The sequence below is a fragment of the Aliiroseovarius sp. ABM4_368 genome (assembly GCF_056161205.1).
Window position 1 is genome coordinate 179342 of sequence record NZ_JBSWYR010000004.1, and the last position, 21597, is coordinate 200938.

24 protein-coding genes are annotated in these 21597 nt (G+C 57.6%); 10 read left to right on the forward strand and 14 right to left on the reverse strand.

Annotation, left to right across the window (positions count from 1 at the left end):
- Positions 1–254: 254 nt before the first annotated feature.
- From ccoP to ccoN, 4 genes are read right to left on the reverse strand one after another with little or no spacing between them, the layout of a single operon-like run.
- On the reverse strand, positions 255–1127 hold the full coding sequence (gene ccoP, locus ACXAH3_RS12835) for a cytochrome-c oxidase, cbb3-type subunit III (RefSeq protein WP_474862487.1): 873 nt from the start codon (positions 1125–1127) through the stop codon (positions 255–257).
- Between the two features lie 35 nt (positions 1128–1162).
- Entirely contained in the window at positions 1163–1342 is a 180-nt protein-coding gene (locus tag ACXAH3_RS12840; RefSeq protein WP_474862488.1) for a cbb3-type cytochrome c oxidase subunit 3, read from the reverse strand.
- Positions 1343–1351: 9 nt separating this feature from the next.
- On the reverse strand, positions 1352–2086 hold the full coding sequence (ccoO, locus tag ACXAH3_RS12845; protein ID WP_474862489.1) for a cytochrome-c oxidase, cbb3-type subunit II: 735 nt from the start codon (positions 2084–2086) through the stop codon (positions 1352–1354).
- Between the two features lie 14 nt (positions 2087–2100).
- Positions 2101–3702: a cytochrome-c oxidase, cbb3-type subunit I gene (ccoN, locus tag ACXAH3_RS12850; RefSeq protein ID WP_474862490.1), complete on the reverse strand. Its 1602-nt coding sequence runs from the start codon at positions 3700–3702 to the stop codon at positions 2101–2103.
- Positions 3703–3916: 214 nt separating this feature from the next.
- Between ccoN and ACXAH3_RS12855 the strand changes: the two genes are divergently transcribed.
- The gene (locus ACXAH3_RS12855) at positions 3917–4756 is read left to right on the forward strand and encodes a universal stress protein (RefSeq protein WP_474862491.1); all 840 of its coding nucleotides are present in this window, start codon (positions 3917–3919) and stop codon (positions 4754–4756) included.
- An 18-nt stretch (positions 4757–4774) separates the two neighbouring features.
- Here the strand turns inward: ACXAH3_RS12855 and fnrL are convergent, their stop codons facing one another.
- On the reverse strand, positions 4775–5515 hold the full coding sequence (gene fnrL / locus ACXAH3_RS12860) for a transcriptional regulator FnrL (RefSeq protein ID WP_474862492.1): 741 nt from the start codon (positions 5513–5515) through the stop codon (positions 4775–4777).
- Positions 5516–5593: 78 nt separating this feature from the next.
- Between fnrL and hemN the strand changes: the two genes are divergently transcribed.
- Entirely contained in the window at positions 5594–6949 is a 1356-nt protein-coding gene (gene hemN / locus ACXAH3_RS12865) for an oxygen-independent coproporphyrinogen III oxidase (protein WP_474862493.1), read from the forward strand.
- A 30-nt stretch (positions 6950–6979) separates the two neighbouring features.
- Here the strand turns inward: hemN and ACXAH3_RS12870 are convergent, their stop codons facing one another.
- From ACXAH3_RS12870 to ACXAH3_RS12880, 3 genes are all read right to left on the reverse strand, one after another.
- A complete protein-coding gene (locus ACXAH3_RS12870) occupies positions 6980–7753 on the reverse strand; it encodes an esterase/lipase family protein (RefSeq protein ID WP_474862494.1) in 774 nt (257 codons plus the stop codon).
- A 70-nt stretch (positions 7754–7823) separates the two neighbouring features.
- On the reverse strand, positions 7824–8960 hold the full coding sequence (locus ACXAH3_RS12875) for a DUF8173 domain-containing protein (protein ID WP_474862495.1): 1137 nt from the start codon (positions 8958–8960) through the stop codon (positions 7824–7826).
- Between the two features lie 105 nt (positions 8961–9065).
- Positions 9066–9962, reverse strand: a complete 897-nt coding sequence (locus tag ACXAH3_RS12880) for a LysR family transcriptional regulator (RefSeq protein ID WP_474862496.1) — start codon at positions 9960–9962, stop codon at positions 9066–9068.
- An 83-nt stretch (positions 9963–10045) separates the two neighbouring features.
- Here ACXAH3_RS12880 and ACXAH3_RS12885 point away from each other — a divergent pair, with 83 nt between their 5' ends.
- Complete coding sequence (locus ACXAH3_RS12885; protein WP_474862497.1) at positions 10046–10480, forward strand: PACE efflux transporter; 435 nt, start codon at positions 10046–10048, stop codon at positions 10478–10480.
- Positions 10481–10606: 126 nt separating this feature from the next.
- Here the strand turns inward: ACXAH3_RS12885 and groL are convergent, their stop codons facing one another.
- The 4 genes from groL to ACXAH3_RS12905 all read right to left on the reverse strand — a co-directional run bounded on the left by groL (position 10607) and on the right by ACXAH3_RS12905 (position 14616).
- Complete coding sequence (gene groL / locus ACXAH3_RS12890) at positions 10607–12256, reverse strand: chaperonin GroEL (RefSeq protein ID WP_474862498.1); 1650 nt, start codon at positions 12254–12256, stop codon at positions 10607–10609.
- A gap of 51 nt (positions 12257–12307) precedes the next feature.
- Complete coding sequence (locus ACXAH3_RS12895) at positions 12308–12595, reverse strand: co-chaperone GroES (protein WP_474862499.1); 288 nt, start codon at positions 12593–12595, stop codon at positions 12308–12310.
- Positions 12596–12733: 138 nt separating this feature from the next.
- A complete protein-coding gene (locus tag ACXAH3_RS12900; RefSeq protein WP_474862500.1) occupies positions 12734–13858 on the reverse strand; it encodes a cytochrome-c peroxidase in 1125 nt (374 codons plus the stop codon).
- A 107-nt stretch (positions 13859–13965) separates the two neighbouring features.
- Positions 13966–14616 (reverse strand): DUF2161 domain-containing phosphodiesterase, encoded by a 651-nt coding sequence (locus ACXAH3_RS12905; RefSeq protein WP_474862501.1) that lies wholly within the window; start codon positions 14614–14616, stop codon positions 13966–13968.
- 187 nt (positions 14617–14803) lie between these two features.
- On the opposite strand from ACXAH3_RS12905, the gene ACXAH3_RS12910 reads away from it, so the two are divergent.
- Complete coding sequence (locus ACXAH3_RS12910; RefSeq protein ID WP_474862502.1) at positions 14804–15724, forward strand: manganese-dependent inorganic pyrophosphatase; 921 nt, start codon at positions 14804–14806, stop codon at positions 15722–15724.
- A 172-nt stretch (positions 15725–15896) separates the two neighbouring features.
- On the opposite strand, the gene ACXAH3_RS12915 is transcribed toward ACXAH3_RS12910, so the two are convergent.
- Positions 15897–16163: a hypothetical protein gene (locus ACXAH3_RS12915; protein ID WP_474862503.1), complete on the reverse strand. Its 267-nt coding sequence runs from the start codon at positions 16161–16163 to the stop codon at positions 15897–15899.
- Positions 16164–16300: 137 nt separating this feature from the next.
- Here ACXAH3_RS12915 and ACXAH3_RS12920 point away from each other — a divergent pair, with 137 nt between their 5' ends.
- The 6 genes from ACXAH3_RS12920 to ACXAH3_RS12945 all read left to right on the forward strand — a co-directional run bounded on the left by ACXAH3_RS12920 (position 16301) and on the right by ACXAH3_RS12945 (position 20762).
- Positions 16301–17176, forward strand: coding sequence for a TIGR01459 family HAD-type hydrolase (locus ACXAH3_RS12920; RefSeq protein WP_474862504.1), 876 nt, complete (start codon positions 16301–16303; stop codon positions 17174–17176).
- A 187-nt stretch (positions 17177–17363) separates the two neighbouring features.
- Positions 17364–17807 carry a MaoC family dehydratase gene (locus ACXAH3_RS12925; RefSeq protein ID WP_133485644.1) on the forward strand — a complete coding sequence of 148 codons (444 nt, stop codon included), beginning with the start codon at positions 17364–17366 and terminating at the stop codon, positions 17805–17807.
- A gap of 216 nt (positions 17808–18023) precedes the next feature.
- On the forward strand, positions 18024–18974 hold the full coding sequence (locus ACXAH3_RS12930) for a bifunctional riboflavin kinase/FAD synthetase (RefSeq protein WP_474862505.1): 951 nt from the start codon (positions 18024–18026) through the stop codon (positions 18972–18974).
- Positions 18971–19261, forward strand: a complete 291-nt coding sequence (locus ACXAH3_RS12935; protein ID WP_108855420.1) for a Dabb family protein — start codon at positions 18971–18973, stop codon at positions 19259–19261. The genes ACXAH3_RS12930 and ACXAH3_RS12935 overlap by 4 nt, the downstream gene beginning before the upstream one ends.
- The gene (locus tag ACXAH3_RS12940; protein ID WP_474862506.1) at positions 19261–19713 is read left to right on the forward strand and encodes a YcgN family cysteine cluster protein; all 453 of its coding nucleotides are present in this window, start codon (positions 19261–19263) and stop codon (positions 19711–19713) included. Before ACXAH3_RS12935 ends, ACXAH3_RS12940 begins: the two co-directional genes overlap by 1 nt.
- Complete coding sequence (locus ACXAH3_RS12945) at positions 19713–20762, forward strand: threonine aldolase family protein (RefSeq protein ID WP_474862507.1); 1050 nt, start codon at positions 19713–19715, stop codon at positions 20760–20762. Before ACXAH3_RS12940 ends, ACXAH3_RS12945 begins: the two co-directional genes overlap by 1 nt.
- Positions 20763–20773: 11 nt before the next feature.
- Here ACXAH3_RS12945 and ACXAH3_RS12950 read toward each other — a convergent pair whose 3' ends face one another.
- Positions 20774–21595 (reverse strand): alpha/beta fold hydrolase, encoded by an 822-nt coding sequence (locus ACXAH3_RS12950; RefSeq protein ID WP_474862508.1) that lies wholly within the window; start codon positions 21593–21595, stop codon positions 20774–20776.
- Between the last annotated feature and the right edge of the window lie 2 nt (positions 21596–21597).

A 21597-nucleotide genomic window follows, 5' to 3' on the forward strand; every position in this document is an offset into this window, starting at 1 on the left:
TGCACAGTGACGCAGTGCGAAAAGGTCGCAGGGGGAAGGTGCAGATTTCGTGTGGCATCTGCATATTGATTCCCGCTCACTCAGCAAAAAACCCGAGCGCCGAAGCACCCGGGTTTGAATTTGTCGGCACCGACCTCGGAGAAACGCGCGAACAGGATCAGAGGTCGGTGCCTTTGACCGGGGAGTGAGGCCCCGGATCTTGGTCCGTCCCAGCGCGGACGCTTGGACGAATGTCTTTGGCCAAGGCCGGTGGCTTACTCGCCGCCGCCCAACTGGTGGACGTAAGCCGACACAGCATTGATCTGGCTGTCGGTCAGCTTGCCGCTCCAGGCGGGCATAACGCCATAAGGGCCTTCCGAAACGATCGTGGTGATCGCCTCTTTATCCTCGCCGTAAAGCCAGATGGCGTCGGTTAGATTCGGGGCACCCTGGCTGCGGTCGCCCGTGCCGTCTTCCATGTGGCACGAAGAACAGTTATCCTCGAAAACCACGGCACCGTCCGCAACCAACGACATATCAACGGCGTCCTTGGTCACCGGCGACAGCGACATGGCATAGGCCACGACCTGCGCGATTTCCTCGTCGCTGAGATAGTCATCACCGAAGGCCGGCATCTCGGAATAGCGTGTATCTTCATTGTCTTCCGACCGGATGCCGTGACGTAGTGTGTATTGGATGTCTTCCAACGTGCCGCCCCACAGCCAGTCATTGTCCAGAAGGTTCGGGTAGCCAACGTTGCCAGCCGCACCCGAGCCGTGACACTGCGAACAGAAGGTCGCAAATGTCGCGCGGCCCGATTGGATCGCATAGTTGTGAAGGTCCGAACCGACGTCCAGCGCATTCAGATCCGCAGAGGCAAGCTTAGCCTCCAATTCGCTGTTCATGCCCTTGAAACGGTCAATCTCTTCGGCGACTTCAGCACGGGTCGAGAACCCAAGATAGCCAGCCGTAGCGCCTTTGATCATCGGCCATGCGGGATAGGCGATGGTGTACCAAATCCCCCAAACGATGGTGGCGTAGAACACCCAGACCCACCAACGTGGCAGCGGATTGTTAAACTCCTGAATGCCGTCCCATTCGTGGCCCGTTGTTTCGGGATCTTTCTTTTCAACAGGTTTTTTACTCATTGCCGCAACTCCTTTTGAGCTGAGCGCCCGGGATCTTAGTCCCGGTCACCGGCAGGTTTGTCTTCATGGCGGAAGGGGATGTTCGCGATGTCCTTGTGGACTTTGTTCGACCCTGGGCGGAACGTAAACAACGCTGCTCCGACGAAAAAGGCGAACATCACAATCAGAAACCAACTGTCAGCGAAGGCTCGCATAATTCCATAGGTATCCATCATCCCAGCTCCTTACCGGCTTGCGTCAGGTGTGAAGGTCGAGAAGTCGACCAATGTACCCAACATCTGCATATAGGCGATCAGAGCGTCCATTTCGGACACACCCGGCTTGCCATCGAAGTTGCGCGCTTGCGCTTTCGGATAACGTGCCAGCAGCGCGTCGACGTCCGAATTGTCGCCATCTGGATCAGCTTGGCTCAGCCAGTCTGCTTCCGCATTTGCGATCTGTTCGTCGGTGTAAGGCACACCTACGATCCGGTTCGTCTCCATTACATCCCGAATGTATTTCGGCTCGATCAGCTTATCCAAAAGGAAAGCGTATTTCGGCATCACCGATTCAGGCACAACCGACTGCGGATCCGCCAAGTGGTCCACATGCCATTCGTCCGAATAGCGGCCGCCGACGCGGGCAAGGTCAGGCCCTGTCCGCTTCGACCCCCACTGGAACGGGTGGTCGTACTGGCTTTCAGCCGCAAGGCTATAGTGGCCGTAACGCTCTACTTCGTCGCGCATTGGGCGGATCATCTGCGAGTGACAGACATAGCAGCCCTCGCGCACATAGATGTTCCGACCCTCAAGCTCGAGCGGCGAATAGGGCCGCACGCCTTCCACATCCTCGATTGTGTTTTCGAGGTAGAAAAGCGGTGCGATCTCTACGATACCCCCCACGGCGACAACCAGAAGGCTACCGACCAGAAGAAGCGTTGCGTTCTTTTCAATAACGCCGTGTTTGTCGAGAATTCCCATCAGTCATTCCCTCCTTATTCTGCCGGTGCCGCAGCAGCGTTGCCTGCTGCTTCAGCAGCCGGAGCGCGTTTCACGGTCATCCAAAGGTTGTAGCACATGATGACGGCACCACCGAGGAACAGAACCCCGCCAAGGCCGCGAACCACATACATCGGGAACTTCGCAGCAACGGTGTCAGCGAACGAGTTCACCAAGAAGCCCTGCGCATCAACTTCACGCCACATCAGGCCTTCCATGATACCGGTCACCCACATCGAGGCCGCGTAAAGCACGATGCCAATAGTCGCGAGCCAGAAGTGCCAGCTGACCAGTTTCAGGCTGTAAAGACCTGCGCGGTTCCAAAGTTTGGGGACCAGGAAGTACAGCATCCCGAAGGTGATCATGCCGTTCCAGCCAAGCGCGCCCGAGTGTACGTGACCGATGGTCCAGTCAGTATAGTGCGACAGCGAGTTCACGGCGCGGATCGACATCATCGGACCTTCAAAGGTCGACATGCCGTAGAAGCCGATGGACACAACCATCATACGGATCACCGGGTCGGTGCGCAGTTTGTCCCATGCGCCGGACAAGGTCATCAGACCGTTGATCATGCCGCCCCAGCTGGGCATCCACAATACGATCGAGAACACCATGCCAAGCGTCGAAGCCCAATCCGGCAGAGCGGTATAGTGCAGGTGGTGCGGACCAGCCCAGATGTACAGGAAGATCAGCGCCCAGAAGTGGATGATCGACAGTTTGTACGAAAAGACGGGGCGCTCGGCCTGTTTTGGCACAAAATAGTACATCATGCCCAGGAAGCCTGCGGTCAGGAAGAAGCCCACAGCGTTGTGGCCATACCACCACTGCGTCATCGCATCCTGAACACCAGCAAAGACTTGAACCGATTTCGAACCGAAAATCGAAACGGGCACCGACAAGTTGTTCACAACGTGCAGCATGGCGATGGTGACAATGAACGCCAGATAGAACCAGTTGGCCACATAAATGTGCGGTTCTTTCCGCTTTATCAGTGTTCCCATGAAGACCAGCAGGTAAGCAACCCAAACGATGGTCAGCCACAGGTCGGTGTACCATTCGGGTTCAGCATATTCTTTCGATTGGGTCGCGCCCAACAGATAACCGGTTGCGGCCAGAAGGATTACGATCTGATATCCCCAGAAAACGAACCAACCCAAGTTGCCGCCCCAAAGACGAGCCCCCGAGGTCCGCTGCACCACATAGAACGAGCTGGTGATCAAAGCCGTACCACCAAACGCAAAAATAACCGCTGATGTATGCAGCGGGCGCAGGCGACCAAAGTTCAGATAACCCTCGGCCCAAGCAAAGTTCAGGTTCGGGAAAGCCAGCTGGAACGCGATGAACGTCCCGACCAAGAAGCCCACAACGCCCCAAAAGGCAGTCAAAGCAACGCCTATGCGAATAGGCCCATCCATATATCCGGTTTCAACGACCTTTTCGTTCCCCACACCCCGAAGCGTGTAAACGAACAGGCCAGCCGCGATCAGAACCACCAGCAGCGCATGTACTTGGTAGGCTACGTCGCGGGCATAGCTTGCGGCGATTGCGGCCAATACTGTGATCAGCGCGAAAATCACCAATTTGAGGTAGTCCCACATTTTGCGTCCCTTCGTCATTGTCATATGCTCACGCGACCAAAAACAGTCTCGGAGCACCTTTCGACTTTCATGGGTTTGGACTTAACCCCCGCCCCTCGCCTTGATCCATGTCAAAACTTGACGCACCCGGGCAGTTTTCCGGTGCTTGACCCATGTCAAAGCGTCGCAGCCAAAGGTTTGGCACCATTTTGGCAACAGTCGCTGGAGGCCTAACATGGACTACAAAACGATCTCGACCATTATCACAGACAACGCGGTTTCCCGACCGGTTCTGGATACAGCACGCTGCCTTTCCGAACGTTTCGACGCGCATTTGGACGCCTTGTGCTTGGGTATAGACCCTTCACAGCAAGGGTTTTACTATGCCGGAGCTTCGGCGATGATGGTGCAGGACAATCTGGATCAGGTCCGCGCCGATACTGATACCTTGGAAAAGGAAGTCAGACAGATTCTGGCGGCAAACGTGCTGCCATGGTCGACCACGGCGGTGGCCACCCAGTCCGTCACACTGAACCACGTGGTGGCGCATCGCTGTCGATTCGCTGATCTGGTCATCCTGCCCCGCCCCTATGGCGAAGGCCGCGGCCACAATGCCGAAGCCATTATCGAGAGCGCCATGTTTGAGGGGGGTGTGCCCGTTCTGGTAATGCCGGATGAGGTATCGATGACGCAAGCCCCCACCAATGTGGTGATTGCCTGGAACGAAAGCCCCGAGTCGCTGCGCGCAATTCGCGCTGCCATGCCGTTCCTGAAAACAGCCAAATCAGTCTCGATCGCCGTGATTGATCCGCCGCAGCACGGCCCGGAACGATCGGATCCGGGCGGCGCACTCAGCCAAATGCTGGCACGCCATGGTGTGCGGTCCGAGGTCTCGGTCCTGGCGAAAACCATGCCGCGCGTGGCGGACATTCTGAACCGTCATGCCAGCGATAAGGACGCCGATCTGATCGTGATGGGGGCCTATGGCCACTCGCGCTTCCGCGAGAGCATTCTGGGCGGTGCCACCCGGCACATGCTTGAAATCGCTGCAGTTCCAGTGCTGATGGCACACTGATAGAAGAACAGTGGTGGCCTAGAAAATATGGCCGCCATCCACATCATCCCCGGTCTCGGACACCAGTCTTTGAAGGTCGGGGATATGCACTTGGCGCTTGCCTTGCAGTTCAATCACGCCCGCCTTTTTCAAGGCCGAGATCTGGCGGCTGACCGTTTCTAGCGTCAGGCCCAGATAGTCTGCCATCGCCTCGCGGGTTAGCGGCAGATCAAACTCCATCCCATCCTTGGGCAGACGCTTGTGCAGCGCTGCATCCCGGCGTGCGATGATCATCAGGAGACTGGCAATCTTCTCGCGCGCGGTTTTGCGGCCCAAAACCAGCATCCACTCCCGCGCGCTGTCCAATTCATCCAACGTCATTTGCAACAGCCGACCTTCAATAGCCGGGGTTGCGCCCATCAAATTCTCGAACGGCTTCTTTCGGAAGCAACACAGGGTCAAATCGGTAACTGCCACCACATCAAACGGTGCCTGTTCGCGCCCCGGTCGGCCAATAAAGTCCGACGGCAGCAGCAGGCCGACCATCTGGGTCCGCCCATCTTCCATCGTTTGGCTTAGGGTCGCGATGCCGGTGACCACGCTGGCCACAAACTCCATCGGATCGCCGGCCCAGATCACAGGCTGGCCAGCTTCATAGGTGCGATAGTATTTGATGTCGTCGAGATGCTCCAGCTCGTCCGGCTCGCACCGTGAACACACGGCGCGGTGACGAATCGGGCACGTCCCGCAATCCCTAGGGTTGAAACTGGTGTCATTCATGGCTTTGTGAACAAGAGAAGTATCTTGCTTTGATCCTGATCAAAGTATGCGGCGCATTTGGTGTTACAGCGTATTGGAATGCAGACACTTACGCAACTGAAACGCCTTGGTCTTTTTGACGCGCGCGTTCCCCGATACACCAGCTATCCAACCGCGCCGCATTTCAAGGCAGGTTTTGGACACGAAACTCTTGCCGGCTGGATCAGCGCGATCCCCGCGGGCCGCAAGGTTTCGCTTTACGTTCATATTCCGTTTTGTCGACGCCTGTGCTGGTTCTGTGCTTGTCGGACCCAAGGCACATCAACCGCCGAACCTGTGGCCGCCTATGTGGACAGTCTGAAATCCGAGCTTGCAACGATCAAGTCGCTGCTGGCCCCGGGGATCGAGATCGAGCACTTGCATTGGGGTGGTGGCACACCCACCCTGCTTGAGCCTGCAATGATTACCGATCTGACCGACGCCATCCTGAACACGATGCCGCTTGCCGAAGGCGCACAGTTCTCGGTTGAAATTGATCCGTCTGAAGTCGATGACGCTCGTCTGGACGCACTGGCCGCGGCCGGTATGAACCGCGCGTCGATTGGTGTGCAGGACTTCGACCCAATGATCCAAGAGGTGATCGGACGCCCACAAAGTTATGAAGTCACCAAAGATGTCGTGGATCGTCTGCGCGCACGTGGGATCGACAGCCTGAACATGGATATCCTCTATGGCCTGCCACACCAGAACATCGCGCGGGTGACGGATTCGGTTGAGAAGCTGATCAGCCTTGACCCCGACCGCGTGGCATTATTTGGCTATGCCCACGTGCCGTGGATGGCGCGTCGCCAAACACTGATCCCGACCGAAGCCCTGCCTTCGGCCGAGGAACGGCTTGATCTGTTCAACACAGCTCGCGACCAGTTCGTTGCAAACGGTTATGACGAAATCGGCATCGACCACTTTGCTCTGCCCTCGGATGGTTTGGCAAAAGCACACAAAGCGGGCACGATGAAGCGCAACTTCCAAGGCTACACGGAAGACGCCTCGGACGTGCTGATGGGCGTGGGCGCAAGCTCGATCGCGCGCTATCCGCAGGGCTATGTGCAGAACCAGCCCGCCACTGCCAAATATCAGGCCGCCGCGCGGGACGGGCAACTGACCGCCGCCAAGGGGCATGCGTACACCGGGGACGACATCGCTCGTGGCCGCGTGATTGAAGAACTTCTGTGCTATTTCCGCGCTGATCTGGCAGCGCTTGCGGACGAGCAATCCTTGCCGCTGGAAACCATACTTGGCTGGATCGACGGGCTTGAAGGTGCAATGCCGGGCACCACCGATCTGGTGGACAACGTCCTAAGCATCCGTGATGAATTCCGTCCGCTGGCACGTATCATTGCCCGTCACTTCGACGCCTACGAGATGAATGAAAGCGGGCATAGCCAGGCGGTTTAACCGCCGCCTGATCGCCTTTTCCAGTAGCGTCTAGCGATAGCCCGCTTCAACAGCGATGCGCTCCAGAACATCTGCCAGCGTCAACCCGTGCTCGAACACCCCGGTGCGCAGAAAGCTATCGACCTGCGCGATCACCAGCGGGTTCACCATCATGAAGGTGTGAGTCACGGGAAGGGTGATGTGATCCCCCATCCCCTCGATCCGGGTACTTTCGACCGAGACTTTGCCGTCATCCTCGCCGTCAATCACTGCCGAATAGATCGGGTTCAAGGACCGGTTCCCAGCGATCACGCCCAGCTCAAATTTGGGGCGACCCGTTTGATTGGGAACCGAGTCATCGCCTGTACCCAACTGAAGTCCGGCAGGGCCATTAATCCACTCAAACGGCTCAAGTTCGGCAAACTCATCCACCAGTTCGGAACCCTTGTTCGGGGGGGCCAGCATAACGACACGGCCAAGATTGGCGGGGCGATTATCCTCGAGCCAAACGCGCACAAGAATGCCACCCATCGAATGCGTAACGAAGTTCAGACGGTCATCACCGCATTCGGCTACGGCGGGTGGAATGGCCTCATTGGCCAGCTCTGGGATCGTGGCTTCGGTCGACGGATAGCCAAGGTTAATGACCTTATACCCCTCGGCCTCGAGCGCTTCTTCCATCACCCACATGGATGAAGCTGACCGCGCAAGCCCATGTAGCAAAACCACGCATTCCCCGCGCCCAGCGCCGTCCCCGCCCGTATCGCTGGCGGGGATGGAACAACTGGCGGTCAAAAGCGCGACAAGAAGCAGAAGTGGTCTCATGAGCTCAGGATACTCGTATCTACCGTCGGTTACGAACCGATTGCCACGAGGGCTTCAAATTGCGCGTGGTTCAGCGCAGTTCCGTATAGAAACCCGGCGCAAACCAACGGATGATCAGCGCCCCTGCCCCTGCAATGGCCACCGCCATTACGCCAATCCAGCCGATTACGGGGATCAATGCCAGCAGCGTCACAACGACAGCGCCAACCAGCCCTGCGATGGCGCGTTCAGACAGGGTTTCCGGCAACGGACGGTTCAGCGCGCCCATCACGCCGACACCCAGAATATAGGTGCCGATCACATAGCCCGCGACACCCAGCAACACAGCCAACACGATCGAGGCCGGGACCAGCAGGATGCCATAGCCGGTTAGGGTAAATAGAAACAAAGATCCAGCCAAAGCCGAGATCGACAAGAAGCCCATCCAGAATGCGCGAATGGGGGTTTCCAACGTGCGTTCGCGCAGGTTCATCAGGAAAGCAGGGGCCAACGCGGCAACAAGCGTCGCCATTGCGGTCAGGATCAAAATGGCGGTCACTTTGTTGCCCAACCACGACATCCAACCGCCACTGCTGGGTTCAACGGTCGCGCCGCCTTCAGGATCCGCGCCGGGGTCGAACGCGTCTGCGTCGTGGCGTTCAATCCGGTCAGCAGGCACCACATGGGCCGGAATCTCGATGGTATCGGGCTCGTCTGCATAGAGATACAGCGTGCCTTCGATCCGGGCATTTTCGCCAAAACTGATGGATTTGGTGGACAGGCTGGCATCACCCGCGATTACGTCTGTTAGAAGAATATGCTCGGCCGCGACCAGCGCGTCATCCCCCACGGACGCGGTTATTTCCGCACGCTGCGCCCCAAGGCGCAGATCGCCCCCGATGGGCGCGGCGACCAAAACGGTATCACCGAACAATTGTGCATCCCCCCCAATCGGGGCCGAGACATTGACGTTCATCCCCGCCGCATAAAGACTTTGCCCCACAGGCGCCGAGATCGAAACCGACCGCCCCCCTGCATGGGCAGAGCCCTCGACAGGTGCTGATATCACAACCGTATTGCCCGCAACGAAGGCATCATCCACGGCATCGCCTGACAGGGTAACATTGTCCCCGGCGATATAGGCGTCATCACCGAAGCGATAGACCTCGTCCGCAAATGTGGGAGTCGCGATCAGCGTGGCGCAGAGAAGAAAGAATGAACGAAACATGGCTGTCCCTTGCCAAATAGATTGATGTTATCCACCTTAACATAGGGGGTGTCGTCAGATTTGTAAGAGAGGATTGCAAGAAATCCAATCGCTTTCCTTGCGCCCCTATCCGCGCCAAGCCTGTTGCGGCAGGGACATCAGCCGATCACGCAACCAACTGCCAGCTGCGCCCAGCCCCCGTCGCTCGGTCCAAACAAGATCAACACCCGCAAGGTCATCGCTTTGCTGAAAGCTGATCGCCAGCTTGACCAAACCACCTTGCGCAGTGTGGTCCCGAACGACGGTGTAAGGAAGCTCGGCCCAGCCCAAGCCCGCCAATGCCAATTCAACAATCAAATTCGGGCTCTCCGCCTCCCACAACTGGGGGCTTTTCACCTCGCGATATGTGCCAGCCTTCCCTTTGGAACGGCTGTGCAACACAATCTGCCGGTGTTCGCGCAACGCACCCAGTCCAACGGGCTGCACCTGCACAAGGGGATGACCGGGCGCGCAGACGATCACATGAGCTGTGTGGCCAACGCCGCGAAACTGGAACCCCAAGGGATAGCTTTCCTGTTCGGTCATCAGTCCCAAATCAGTACGGCCCGAAATCAAAAGTTCGGGCGTATCGTTCATTCCCGGCGACAGCCGCTCAAGCTCGACCATCGGGAATTTCTGGGAAAATTCTTCAAGTGCTTCCAGCACCGGTGGTAAGCTGAGCCCCTGCTCGATGGCGACGCTTAGACGGTGCTCGATCCCATCAGACATAGAGCCAGCTTTGGCCATAAGATCTTTCTGACCCAGGGAAATTGCCTGCGCATAGGGCAGAAGCGCCCTTCCCTCGTCCGTCAGCACAGGCAAGCGTCCGGACCGGTCGAACAAAAGAACCCCAGTGTCGATTTCAAGATTCGCAATGGCAGTCGAAACCGCCGATTGCACTTTTCCCATTCGACGTGCGGCCGCCGAAAACGATCCGAGTTCTGCAGCCAGAAGGAAGGCTGTCAGCCCATCTTGTGACACCATGACCTATCTCATTATTAGATACATTCGAACTTTATTACCACGGTATAGCTGATAGATGAACGGGGAAAAGGAAAGGACACCAGATGGACGCCCCTATGCGCAATGGTCGTGATCGGCTTCGCTATGTGATCAGCTTCGAACTGCTTTTGCTGGCCATTATTGTGCCGGTTGGGGCGCTCTATTTTGACAAACCGCTGCATGATATCGGAGGTCTTGGGGCGATCCTGGCAGCAAAAGCGATGATCGTGAACTATCTGTACAACCTTGGCTTTGACCATCTGGACGCGCGCGCGGGGCGTATATCGTCCAACCGGTCGAAGTTTGGACGGGTGTTTCATGCGCTCGGACTTGAGATCACGCTGCTGATCACATCGCTGCCGCTTTACATGTGGTGGCTGGAACTTGGGCTGTTTCACGCGCTGGCGACAGACGTGACCGTCACAAGTTTCGTGGTCTTCTACACCTTTTTGTTCACACTGGGATATGACCGGTTGTTTCCGGTGCGCGTGGCCGCCTAGCCACCTTGAACGCAACAAAGGCGCCCCAAGGGACGCCTTTGCTTTTGGTCTTTAGGCTGTTTGGCTCTCGGTGATTTCTCTGACGAGAAATCACCTGTCGCAACTGAATTCCTGACGGAATTCAGTTTACATCATGCCGCCCATGCCGCCCATGCCGCCCATGTCGGGCATGCCGCCAGCAGCTGCGCCTTCTTTCGCAGGCTTATCAGCAACCATGGCTTCGGTGGTGATCAAGAGGCCAGCAACCGATGCCGCATCTTCCAGAGCGGTACGGGTTACTTTCGCCGGGTCGATCACGCCGAACGAGAACATGTCGCCATATTCTTCGGTCTGAGCGTTGAAGCCGAATGCGGTGTCGTCCGACTCGCGCACTTTGCCAGCAACTACAGCGCCGTCGACGCCTGCGTTTTCAGCAATCTGGCGCAGCGGAGCTTCGATGGCTTTGCGTACGATGACGATACCAGCGTTCTGATCCGAGTTCGCACCTTCCAGACCTTCCAGAGCCTTGCCAGCCTGAACCAGAGCAACACCACCACCAACGATGACGCCTTCCTGAACAGCAGCGCGGGTCGCGTTCAGAGCATCGTCCACACGGTCCTTACGCTCTTTCACTTCGACTTCGGTCATGCCACCAACGCGGATTACAGCAACACCACCTGCCAGTTTGGCAACGCGTTCTTGCAGCTTCTCACGGTCATAGTCCGAAGTGGTTTCTTCGGCCTGCGCACGGATCTGAGCAACGCGTGCTTCGATCTCAGCTTTCTCGCCAGCACCGTCGACGATGGTTGTTTCGTCTTTGGTGATTTCGATTTTCTTGGCCGAACCCAGCATGTCCATGGTGACCGATTCAAGCTTCATGCCCAGATCTTCCGAGATCACTTGACCACCGGTCAGGATCGCGATGTCTTGCAGCATGGCTTTACGACGATCGCCGAAGCCCGGAGCCTTAACAGCAGCAATTTTCAGACCGCCACGCAGTTTGTTAACAACCAGAGTTGCCAGCGCTTCGCCTTCAACGTCTTCAGCGATGATCAGCAGCGGTTTCTGCGACTGGATAACTTGCTCGAGTAGCGGAACCATCGGCTGCAGCGACGAGAGCTTCTTCTCGTGCAGCAGAACCAGACAGTCGTCCAGATCAGCGATCATTTTGTCGGGGTTGGTCACGAAGTAAGGCGACAGGTAACCGCGGTCGAACTGCATGCCTTCAACAACAGTGGTCTCGGTTTCCAGACCCTTGTTTTCTTCAACGGTGATAACGCCTTCGTTGCCAACCTTTTGCATCGCGTCAGCGATCTGCTGGCCGATTTCAGCTTCGCCGTTGGCCGAGATGGTGCCAACCTGCGCAACTTCGTCGCTGTCTGCAACGTCACGAGCCGAGGCTTTGATGCCTTCAACAACCTTGGCAGTTGCCAGGTCGATACCGCGCTTCAGGTCCATCGGGTTCAGGCCAGCTGCAACCTGCTTCAGACCTTCGCGAACAATCGCCTGGGCCAGAACAGTTGCAGTGGTGGTGCCATCGCCAGCTTCGTCATTGGTGCGCGAAGCCACTTCTTTGACCATCTGCGCGCCCATGTTTTCGAACTTGTCTTCCAGCTCGATCTCTTTGGCGACCGACACACCGTCTTTGGTGATGCGAGGTGCGCCGAACGACTTGTCCAGAACCACGTTACGGCCTTTCGGGCCCAGGGTCACTTTGACAGCGTCAGCAAGGATATTGACGCCACGCAGCATTGCATTGCGGGCATCGGTGTCGAACTTTACGTCCTTAGCAGCCATTTAGCTTACTCCAGTAAATTCGTGTAAATTAGATAGTTCAGTCAGCAGAGATCAGGACAGAATGCCCATGATGTCGCTTTCCTTCATGATCAGCAGCTCTTCACCGTCGATGGTGATTTCGGTGCCGGACCACTTGCCGAACAGGATCTTGTCGCCTTCTTTGACGTCCATGGAGATGCGGTCACCATCGTCGTCTTTGGCGCCAGCGCCCACGGCAACAACCAGACCTTCGGCTGGTTTTTCCTTAGCGCTTTCCGGAATGATCAGACCGCCAGCGGTTTTCTCGTCGCTCTCAACGCGGCGAACAAGCACGCGGTCATGCAGCGGGGTAAAAGCCATATTCTAAGCTCCCTAAGCTCAGTTAACGTTCCATTAGCACTCACCCGTTGCGAGTGCTAACGGCGCATAGTTAGGGGCGAGAAATGGGGGAGTCAACAAAGTCGCGGCAACTTTCGTCGCCGCACCGCAGCAAGTACACTAATCTTCCAGCAAATGCTCATAACGCTGGTCGGTCAGCGTTTTCATGAACGCAACTAAGGCATCGATCCGGCGGTCATCCAAGGCAGGCCCTTCGGTCAGCTCTTCAACAGACAGGTTTTGCGGGACTTCCGGCATCGCCCAAGGCTTGCCGGTTTCTGGGTTTATCTGTCGTTTCGGATTGGTCGTGTTGTATTTGTTATAGAACAAAACCACGGTGCGCAGATCTTCGAATAAGCCGTTGTGCATATAGGGGCCGGTCACTGCCACATTGCGCAGCGTGGGCACTTTAAAGCGACCCTCAGCGGCACTGGCGTCCACATCGGGGTTGGCAAGCAGCCCAGCATCCGGCCCGGTCTCGCCGCTTACCGCACGGGCCTTTGCATTCACCGGCACGCCGATATTGTGATATTCATAATTCGTGAACGTCTCGTCCGGCGCGATGGGCGAGGTTCGAAGCTGATGGCACAGGTTGCAGTTCGTGAATTGCTGCGAGGTAAACAGCACCCGACCGAGTTCTTCTTCGGGCGTCAATTCGACCTCGCCGCGCAGGAAACGATCATATTTGCTGTCGAACGGCGCGAAAAGCGGCGTGTTTTCAAACGCGGCAATGGCTTGCGTCATCGCATCATAGGCAGCATCATCGGACGCCCAGATGTCGTCGCCAAACAGCGCCTTGAAAGCCGCGACATAACCCGTATCCTCTTGCAAACGCACCACCACGGACGCCTTGTCCGGCATTCCCATTTCAATCGGGTTCAGGGGCGGTCCACCCGCCTGTCCTGCCAGCCCAGCAGCGCGGCCATCCCAGAACATGCCCCCGCGCCATGCGGCATCATCCAGTTGCTCAAAATCCGGCGTGAACATGGCATAGCCAGCCGTCAGTGCGCTTCGATCCCCAAGGCTTTCGCCATCATCACCCAGCGACACAGCCCGCCCAGCATCCGTTTCACGCGGATCCACAAAGGCAAACTCGGGATCATGGCAGGTCGCGCAAGATTGCGTGCGATTCTTGGACAGGTTCACATCAAAAAACAGCGCCTCGCCCAGCTCTTCCAACGTATCGAGCGCGAACGCCGGTGTAGCCAAGATGGCCAGAAGACTTGGTATCAGAAAAAGGCGCATGACATTGTCCTTAAGTTACCCTGCCCTTCTAACGCAGCAATCGGAAGGCGCAACTTGATCCTGATCAAAACCATCAGATTATGCTGCAATCCGCAGATCTCAACGACCTACCCTGAGCTCCGCGCCGCTGGCGTTAGGCCATAGACCCCACGTTCGACCCGCTCAAACCAACCATAATGATTGATCGCCATCATGTTGGTAGCCTTATCCACCCCAGTCGCCTTGGCCACCTCGACCCCACGGCTGGGGCCATGTTCAGCCAGATAGGCACGCAGTTTTTCGGCATCTTGACGATATGCCGTGACCAGTTTGCCATTGGTGCCGCCGGTGTTGGGATCCCCCTCACGTCGTGCGAATTCGGACAGCATACGTTGCTTTCTAACCTTGGACTTGCGCGGCTGAAACGGGCCGGGGTCAGCATGCACTTGCACAAATCCATCTTTCAGCCGGACCGAGACAACGCCCAACCCCAACCGCTTGCACAATCCGACATTTCCCTTGAACGCCCGCCAACCCGGTTTGCCTGTCCAACGCGGCACGGCCACATAGACCAGATCACTGATTGCTTGCCGTGCAACGGCCTGCTGCAACAGCGTCAGCGAGAATCCCGCCTTCAGCTCGACGATCACAGGTACGCCATCGCCCGCGCGCAGAGCGACGACATCCGCAGCGCCGACCTCGGCTTTAACCTCGTAACCAAGGGTTTCAAGCCAAGTTTTGACAGGCGCATACAGGTCGGTTTCTGCAGGTTTGCTCACAGGGGCACGCTTTCGAACAAGGGTTCCAACAGTTTCACCATGCGGCATAAGAACCGCAAGGGGGTTGCGTCATGCACATGACAGGTTTTCTGCAACCGCACAGATGTTGGCCCTATCAGGGATGACAAGGCGCATTCCCCTTTCTATAAGGCACGCAAACACGATCACACATAGACGGATGATGCATATGACTACCCTCGTTTTTGGCCACAAATCCCCCGACACCGACTCGACCGGCTCGCCCCTGATTTGGGCTTGGTACCTGAACGAAGTGAAAGGCGTTGACGCCAAGCCGGTTCTGCTGGGCCAGCCCAATACCGAAGCGGCCTTCATGCTGAAGCGCTGGGGCTTTGACATGCTGGACATCATCGAGGACGTGGCTGACGATCAGCCTTGCGTTATCGTCGACACCAACAACCCCGCCGAGTTGCCCGCCAACATCAATGGCGCAGACGTTCAGGCGATCATCGACCACCACAAGCTGGTTGGCGGTCTGGAAACCAAAGGCCCGATCGACATCACCATCCGTCCGCTGGCCTGCACCGCGACCATCATGTACGACCTGATGGGTGACGACGCCGCGAAGATGCCGGAAGCTATCAAAGGCGCGGCCCTGACCTGCATCCTGTCGGATACGCTGGAGTTCCGTTCGCCCACCACCACTGACCGCGACCGCGAAGTTGTGGCTGCTCTGGCCGCTGATCTGGGCGTGAACGTCACCGAATACGCGGCCGAGATGTTCGCCGCCAAGTCGGACGTGTCCGAGTTCTCGGACGCCGAACTGATCCGCATGGATTCAAAAGAATACGAAGTGTCGGGCACCAAGTTCCGCGTGTCGGTTCTGGAAACCACCGCGCCGGAAATCCCGCTGGGCCGCAAAGAAAGCCTGATCGAGACTTTCAAAACCGTCGCCGCCGAAGATGGCGTGGACGAGGTTCTGCTGTTCGTCGTGGACATCCTAAAAGAAGAAGCCACCCTGCTGATCCCGAACGACGTGGTCAAAGGCGTGGCCGAAAAGAGCTTTGGTGCTACAGTCGAAGGCGACGCCGTTGTCCTGCCCGGCATCATGAGCCGCAAAAAGCAGATCATTCCGAACCTGGCTGTTTAAGACAGTTTGGATACCTGAGATTAGAAAGCCCGCGCACTTGCGCGGGCTTTTTGTTTGCTCCAACACAGGACAACGCCTGACCGCGGGTGAGCGTGAAGCACCCGCTCAGTGGGGGCGGTCGGGCGCGGCCCGGCGATGCCGGGCAAACTGCCTATTCCTCGAGAGCAGACCTTTAACCCGACTCTCGTTCTCGCAACACGGAATTGAGGTTTTGAAGCGCTCCATTGCTTTCTTCAGATTGGGCGATCAAACAGGGATCCCATTCATTGTAGTAAATGAGTTCCCCACCCCCAAACTCCCAAAGCTCGCAAAGAACATGCTTTCGCATAACTGGCGTTCCGTATAGCGCCGTAATCGCCTCCACAACGATTGGGAGGTCGCTTTGATCGAACTCCAAGCTAACACTGCCATTCATCAACGTGATGAGCTTAAATGCCATGCAACTTACTCCTAGCTGCCCCCCCATTGAATGGAATCATCGCAAGCGCAGCATGATCCGGATGCGCATTCGGCACAACTCCCCCTAGCCACCCCTTCCCCTCTCTGCCATATCTCCCGTAACAAGGAGACCGCGCCATGACCCGTATCATCACCAGCCTGTCCGAGATTTCTGCGAACTACGACGCGCTGTTCGTCGACCTCTGGGGCTGTGTGCACAATGGCATCACCGCGTTTGACGAAGCTGTGGCCGCCCTTCAAGCCTACCGCGCGAATGGGGGTTATGTGGTTCTGGTCACGAACTCGCCCAAACCCCGCGCCGGTGTGATGGAGCAGTTGCCGGAGTTTGGCGTGCCCTCGGACTGCTATGACACCATCGCCACGTCGGGCGACAGCGCACGCGCCGCAATGTTCACGGGCGCAGTGGGCAACAAAGTCTATTTCATGGGCGAATGGGAACGAGACGAGGGCTTTTTCGAGCCGATGGAAGTGATCGACACTCCGGTCGAAATCACCCGTGTGCCTGTCGATCAGGCCGAGGGCATTGTCTGCTGTGGTCCCTTCGATCCGATGGCCGATTTGGAGGAGCTGCGGCCTGCCCTGATGATGGCCAAGCAGATGGGGCAGAAGCTGCTCTGCGCGAACCCCGACATCATTGTCGATCGGGGCGAAGCGCGCGAATGGTGTGCGGGCGCAGTGGCGCAGATGTATACGGAAATGGGTGGCGAAAGCCTCTATTTCGGCAAGCCGCATCCGCCGATCTATGACCTTGCAAGGCGTCGTATGACAGCGGACGGGCGGGCGACCCCGGACAACCGCATTCTGGCCATTGGCGACGGGATTGCGACCGACATCAAAGGCGCCTTGGGCGAGGATATCGATTCTCTCTTCATCACCGGTGGTCTTGCGCGGGAGGAAACAAAAACCCGCACGCAGCCCGATCCAGACGCGTTGGAACAGTATATCCAGTCACAAATGATCACCCCCACATATGCAATCGGCTATCTGCGCTGATATAAGCATCTGATTTATGGTCTTTATTTCGGCATCCCTTACCCGAAATCAATACGCTTACGCCTACGTGACGTAGGCGCCAAGTGGCTTTTCCACACAGATTACCCCTTGATTTTTTCTGCAACTGCAAAGTAATGTTATTGCCGATAGAGGCGAGAATTCGTCCATTTATTGCCCGGAGGACAAAATGTTGGACAACTTCCCACGCGGAACGATCTGCATTGAAGAGCTTGAAATCGGCATGTCGCGTCACATCGTGAAAGAGGTGACGGACCGCGACATCGAACTGTTTGCCGAGGTCTCGACCGACCGCAATCCGGTGCATCTGGATGACGACTTTGCGAAAGACACGATCTTTCAAGGGCGTATCGCCCACGGGATGCTCAGCGCCGGGCTGATCTCGGCCGTCATTGGTGAACAGCTGCCCGGACATGGCACCATCTATATGGGTCAGCAACTGACCTTCTTGGCCCCTGTTCGACCCGGTGACGTTGTGCGCGCCGAGGTAACGGTGATGGACATCGATCACGCCAAGCGCCGCGTCACGCTGAAGACCGAGTGTCTGGTTGATGGAAAGCCTGTCCTCAAGGGCGAAGCCAAGGTTCTGGCACCGTCCGCCAAGCTGGACTGACGGTTCAGGGGCTTTGCCCTCGAGCCTGCGGCTCTCACCCCAGGATATTTACAACAAGAAAAGAGCGCAAATTTTTCTTGTTACAAATATCCCCGCCGGAGGCCTTAAATCCACCGAGTAGTGCTCGGCTAAAGCGATGGTTCAGCAGTTTCACGAATCCCACTCGCATGTCGCCTTGGACTTGCACAGGCCTCGCTGGACCGCTAAGGCCAGCATATGCGGATCATTCGTGACTATCAGTATGTCGATTCATCTGACCCGGGCGCCACGGCCGTCATCGGCAACTTTGATGGCGTTCATCTGGGTCATCAATATGTGATCGACATTGCCCGCCAAAAGGCGGCCGAACTGGGCGCACCTTTGGGCGTGATGACGTTCGAGCCGCATCCGCGTGAATACTTCGCCCCGAAAGCCCCTCCGTTTCGCCTGATGAATGCCGACACACGCGCGCACCGGCTGGAAAAGCTGGGGATTGAAGCGCTGTTTGAGCTTAGCTTCAACGACACGCTTTCGGCCCTTACGCCAGAAGAATTCGCCCGTGACGTGATCGTCGAAGGGCTGGGTCTCACGCATGTTTTCGTCGGTGCGGATTTCCACTTTGGCAAGGACCGGGCCGGCACGCCCAAGGTGCTGGAAGCACTGGGCAAGGACCTTGGATTTGGCGTCACCGTCGCCCCCTTAATGTCGGATGACATGGGCGAGGTCAGCTCGACCGCAATCCGCAACGCCCTGTCCGAAGGCCGCCCACGCGACGCCGCCCGCATGCTGGGCCACTGGCACCGCATCGATGGCGAAGTGATCCGCGGCGACCAGCGTGGCCGCGATCTGGGCTATCCCACTGCCAATATGTCCATCGCGGGCCTGCACCCGCCGAAATTCGGCGTCTACGCCGTCGAGGTCGAAATCCTGACCGGCCCGCATCAAGGCGTCTATGGGGGTGCGGCCTCGATGGGTACGCGCCCAATGTTTGGGGAAAATCTGCCCAACATCGAAAGCTTCATTTTTGACTTCAAGGGCGACATCTATGGCGAACAGCTGTCCGTCGCCCTGATCGACTATCTGCGCCCGGAAGAGGTGTTCGATGGGCTTGAAGCCCTAATCGCCCAGATGGACGCCGACTGCGCCCGCGCGCGCGACATTCTTTCCAAACTTCCGAGCCGCCCATGATCCGACACATCGTTTTCTTCACCGCCAAACGCCCCGAGGACCGCGACCGCGTGCGCGAAGGGTTGGAGCTTTTGAAGGGCATTCCCGACTGCATCCGTCTTGAGATCGCGGAGAACCGCTTCGAGGATCCAATCCCCGGCCCCTCGCCCGACGTTGTCGTCTATGGCGAGTTCGAGGACGAAGCCCAGCTGGCCGCCTATAAAGCGCATCCGATCTATCAAGAATCGATTGCCCGCGTCCGCCCCCTGCGCGAGATGCGGATTGCCGCCGATTTTCTGGCTGACTGATGGGGGCGTCCCAGCGTAAGAAATTCTGGCAACGCCCGTTGGATCAGCTGACGCCTGCGGAATGGGAAGCCCTGTGCGATGGCTGCGGCAAGTGCTGCCTAAACAAATTGGAAGATGAGGACACCGGTGAGGTCGTCTTTACCCGCGTTGCTTGCCGCCTGCTGGATGGCGACACCTGCCAGTGCTCGCAATATGATATCCGCTTGCAATTCGTCCCCGAATGCATCCACCTGACGCCCGAAAACATCGGCGAAACCGCCTATTTCATGCCCGCATCTTGCGCTTATCGTCTGCGCCACGAAGGCAAGCCGCTTTATGACTGGCACCATTTGGTGTCAGGTGATCCCGACAGCGTGCACAAGGCTGGGCGCAGCGTGAAGGGCTGGACCGTGCCGGAATTTGAAGTCCCTGAAGACGAATGGGAAGACCACCTGATCGAGGAGCCGCATTAATGTTCTTTGCTTCTGACAATACGGGCCCCGCGCATCCCAAAGTGATGGATGCCGTTATGCGCGCCAATGACGGCTATCAGATGCCGTATGGCAACGATACGATCATGGCCGAGGTGCAGGACCGCATCCGCGACATCTTTGAGGCGCCCGAGGCGGCGGTGTATCTGGTGGCCACTGGAACGGCGGCGAATTCGATCGGCTTGGCAACGCTGGGGCAGCCGTGGCAAACCGTGTTCTGCACGCCCGAGGCGCATATCCATCAGGACGAATGCAATGCGCCCGAGTTCTTTTCCGGCGGCGCAAAGCTGACCTTGGTGCCTGCCGAAGATGCTAAGATGTCGCCTGACGCGCTGCGCGTCAGCATTGCGGGTGAAGAAAGCCGCGGTGTGCACGGCCCGCAGCGCGGCCCGGTGTCGATCACCAACGTGACCGAACGCGGCACGGTTTATTCCGTGGCCGAGATTAAAGCCCTGTGTGACGTGGCCAAATCCTTCGGCCTTCCCGTACATCTGGACGGCGCGCGCTTTGCCAACGCTCTGGTTTCGCTGGATTGCACACCCGCCGAGATGAGCTGGAAATCCGGCGTGGATGTGGTCAGCTTTGGCGGCACAAAGAACGGCTGTCTGGGAGTCGAGGCCGTTATCTTCTTCGACCCCAAGCACGCATGGGAATTCGAGCTGCGTCGTAAACGCGGGGCGCACCTGTTTTCGAAGCACCGCTATCTGTCGGCACAGATGTTGGCCTATCTGTCAGATGACCTTTGGCTCGACCTTGCCCGTCGGTCAAACGCGGCCAATGCGCGGCTTGCACGAGGCTTGAAGCAGATCGTAGGCGTCAGTTTCCTGCATGAACCGCAGGCCAATATCAGTTTTGCAGGCTGGTCCCGTGCGGGCCATCAGCGGCTGCACGATGCGGGTGCTGCTTATTATGTCTGGGACGACAATCTTGAAGGCGACGACCCGGACGAGGTCCTGACCGCCCGTATGGTCGCCGATTGGTCTATGTCGGACGATAATGTGGATCGCTTCGTCGAGCTTGTGCGCGGTTAGGCACAGGCCACTTACACGTTTGCGGTAGTGAACACGTGATCGCGGATACAAGTGGCGACCTCGGTCGGGTGACTGATCGGCCCCATATGCCCCGCCCCGGCGATCACCTTACGACTGACGGTCGGAAAGCGTGCCTGCATCCGATCATGCACCGCCCGTACCAGATCAGGCGAGCGATCACCTTCCATCAGAAGAACTGGGACCGACACGTTTTCGAGCGCACCGTCAGCCACCTGACCGTGCACATCTTCATGCGTCACGCTGCGCCCGGCAGGGATCAGGTGAATACGGTCCGCCAAGTCGTGTTTCAAACGTTCTGGCAGCGTTTCCCACCCAGCATCACTGCCCCACTGGCAGTTAAACAGACGCGCGGCCTCCATCCTGTCACCAGCACGCATCGCATCCGCAAATACACCATTCATATATTGGTAGTTCTCGGCATAGGCTGGATCTTCCTTGGCCGTGGTGAACAGTACCGGTTCATACATTGTCAAACTACGCACCCGATCTGGTGCAATCTGCGCCACCCGCAGTGCAATCGTACCGCCAAAGCTGTGACCGATCAGGTCAATCGCGGCCGGCGCATGGCGGGCCAGAAGCTCCAGCGCGATTTGGGTCGCTCTCTCCTGATAGTCGCCTTGCCCGTCCCAATCCGCACTGCGCCCATGGCCCGGAAGGTCATAAGCCAAAGACGTCAGGTCATCGCCCAATGCCACCCGCACCCCACGCCAAGCGCCGGAATGTGCCAGCGAGCAGTGTATAAACAGCGCCCGTCGCGAGCCGGAGCCCTGCTGATCCCAATAGGTCGGGCACCCGGCCAGTTCCTCGATCATGC

Coding starts and splice junctions, on each gene's coding strand:
- ccoP (WP_474862487.1), bottom strand. CDS start 1,127: ATGAGTAAAAAACCTGTTGAAAAGAAAGATCCCGAAACAACGGGCCAC.
- ACXAH3_RS12840 (WP_474862488.1), bottom strand. CDS start 1,342: ATGATGGATACCTATGGAATTATGCGAGCCTTCGCTGACAGTTGGTTT.
- ccoO (WP_474862489.1), bottom strand. CDS start 2,086: ATGGGAATTCTCGACAAACACGGCGTTATTGAAAAGAACGCAACGCTT.
- ccoN (WP_474862490.1), bottom strand. CDS start 3,702: ATGTGGGACTACCTCAAATTGGTGATTTTCGCGCTGATCACAGTATTG.
- ACXAH3_RS12855 (WP_474862491.1), top strand. CDS start 3,917: ATGGACTACAAAACGATCTCGACCATTATCACAGACAACGCGGTTTCC.
- fnrL (WP_474862492.1), bottom strand. CDS start 5,515: ATGAATGACACCAGTTTCAACCCTAGGGATTGCGGGACGTGCCCGATT.
- hemN (WP_474862493.1), top strand. CDS start 5,594: ATGCAGACACTTACGCAACTGAAACGCCTTGGTCTTTTTGACGCGCGC.
- ACXAH3_RS12870 (WP_474862494.1), bottom strand. CDS start 7,753: ATGAGACCACTTCTGCTTCTTGTCGCGCTTTTGACCGCCAGTTGTTCC.
- ACXAH3_RS12875 (WP_474862495.1), bottom strand. CDS start 8,960: ATGTTTCGTTCATTCTTTCTTCTCTGCGCCACGCTGATCGCGACTCCC.
- ACXAH3_RS12880 (WP_474862496.1), bottom strand. CDS start 9,962: ATGGTGTCACAAGATGGGCTGACAGCCTTCCTTCTGGCTGCAGAACTC.
- ACXAH3_RS12885 (WP_474862497.1), top strand. CDS start 10,046: ATGGACGCCCCTATGCGCAATGGTCGTGATCGGCTTCGCTATGTGATC.
- groL (WP_474862498.1), bottom strand. CDS start 12,256: ATGGCTGCTAAGGACGTAAAGTTCGACACCGATGCCCGCAATGCAATG.
- ACXAH3_RS12895 (WP_474862499.1), bottom strand. CDS start 12,595: ATGGCTTTTACCCCGCTGCATGACCGCGTGCTTGTTCGCCGCGTTGAG.
- ACXAH3_RS12900 (WP_474862500.1), bottom strand. CDS start 13,858: ATGCGCCTTTTTCTGATACCAAGTCTTCTGGCCATCTTGGCTACACCG.
- ACXAH3_RS12910 (WP_474862502.1), top strand. CDS start 14,804: ATGACTACCCTCGTTTTTGGCCACAAATCCCCCGACACCGACTCGACC.
- ACXAH3_RS12915 (WP_474862503.1), bottom strand. CDS start 16,163: ATGGCATTTAAGCTCATCACGTTGATGAATGGCAGTGTTAGCTTGGAG.
- ACXAH3_RS12920 (WP_474862504.1), top strand. CDS start 16,301: ATGACCCGTATCATCACCAGCCTGTCCGAGATTTCTGCGAACTACGAC.
- ACXAH3_RS12925 (WP_133485644.1), top strand. CDS start 17,364: ATGTTGGACAACTTCCCACGCGGAACGATCTGCATTGAAGAGCTTGAA.
- ACXAH3_RS12930 (WP_474862505.1), top strand. CDS start 18,024: ATGCGGATCATTCGTGACTATCAGTATGTCGATTCATCTGACCCGGGC.
- ACXAH3_RS12935 (WP_108855420.1), top strand. CDS start 18,971: ATGATCCGACACATCGTTTTCTTCACCGCCAAACGCCCCGAGGACCGC.
- ACXAH3_RS12940 (WP_474862506.1), top strand. CDS start 19,261: ATGGGGGCGTCCCAGCGTAAGAAATTCTGGCAACGCCCGTTGGATCAG.
- ACXAH3_RS12945 (WP_474862507.1), top strand. CDS start 19,713: ATGTTCTTTGCTTCTGACAATACGGGCCCCGCGCATCCCAAAGTGATG.
- ACXAH3_RS12950 (WP_474862508.1), bottom strand. CDS start 21,595: ATGATCGAGGAACTGGCCGGGTGCCCGACCTATTGGGATCAGCAGGGC.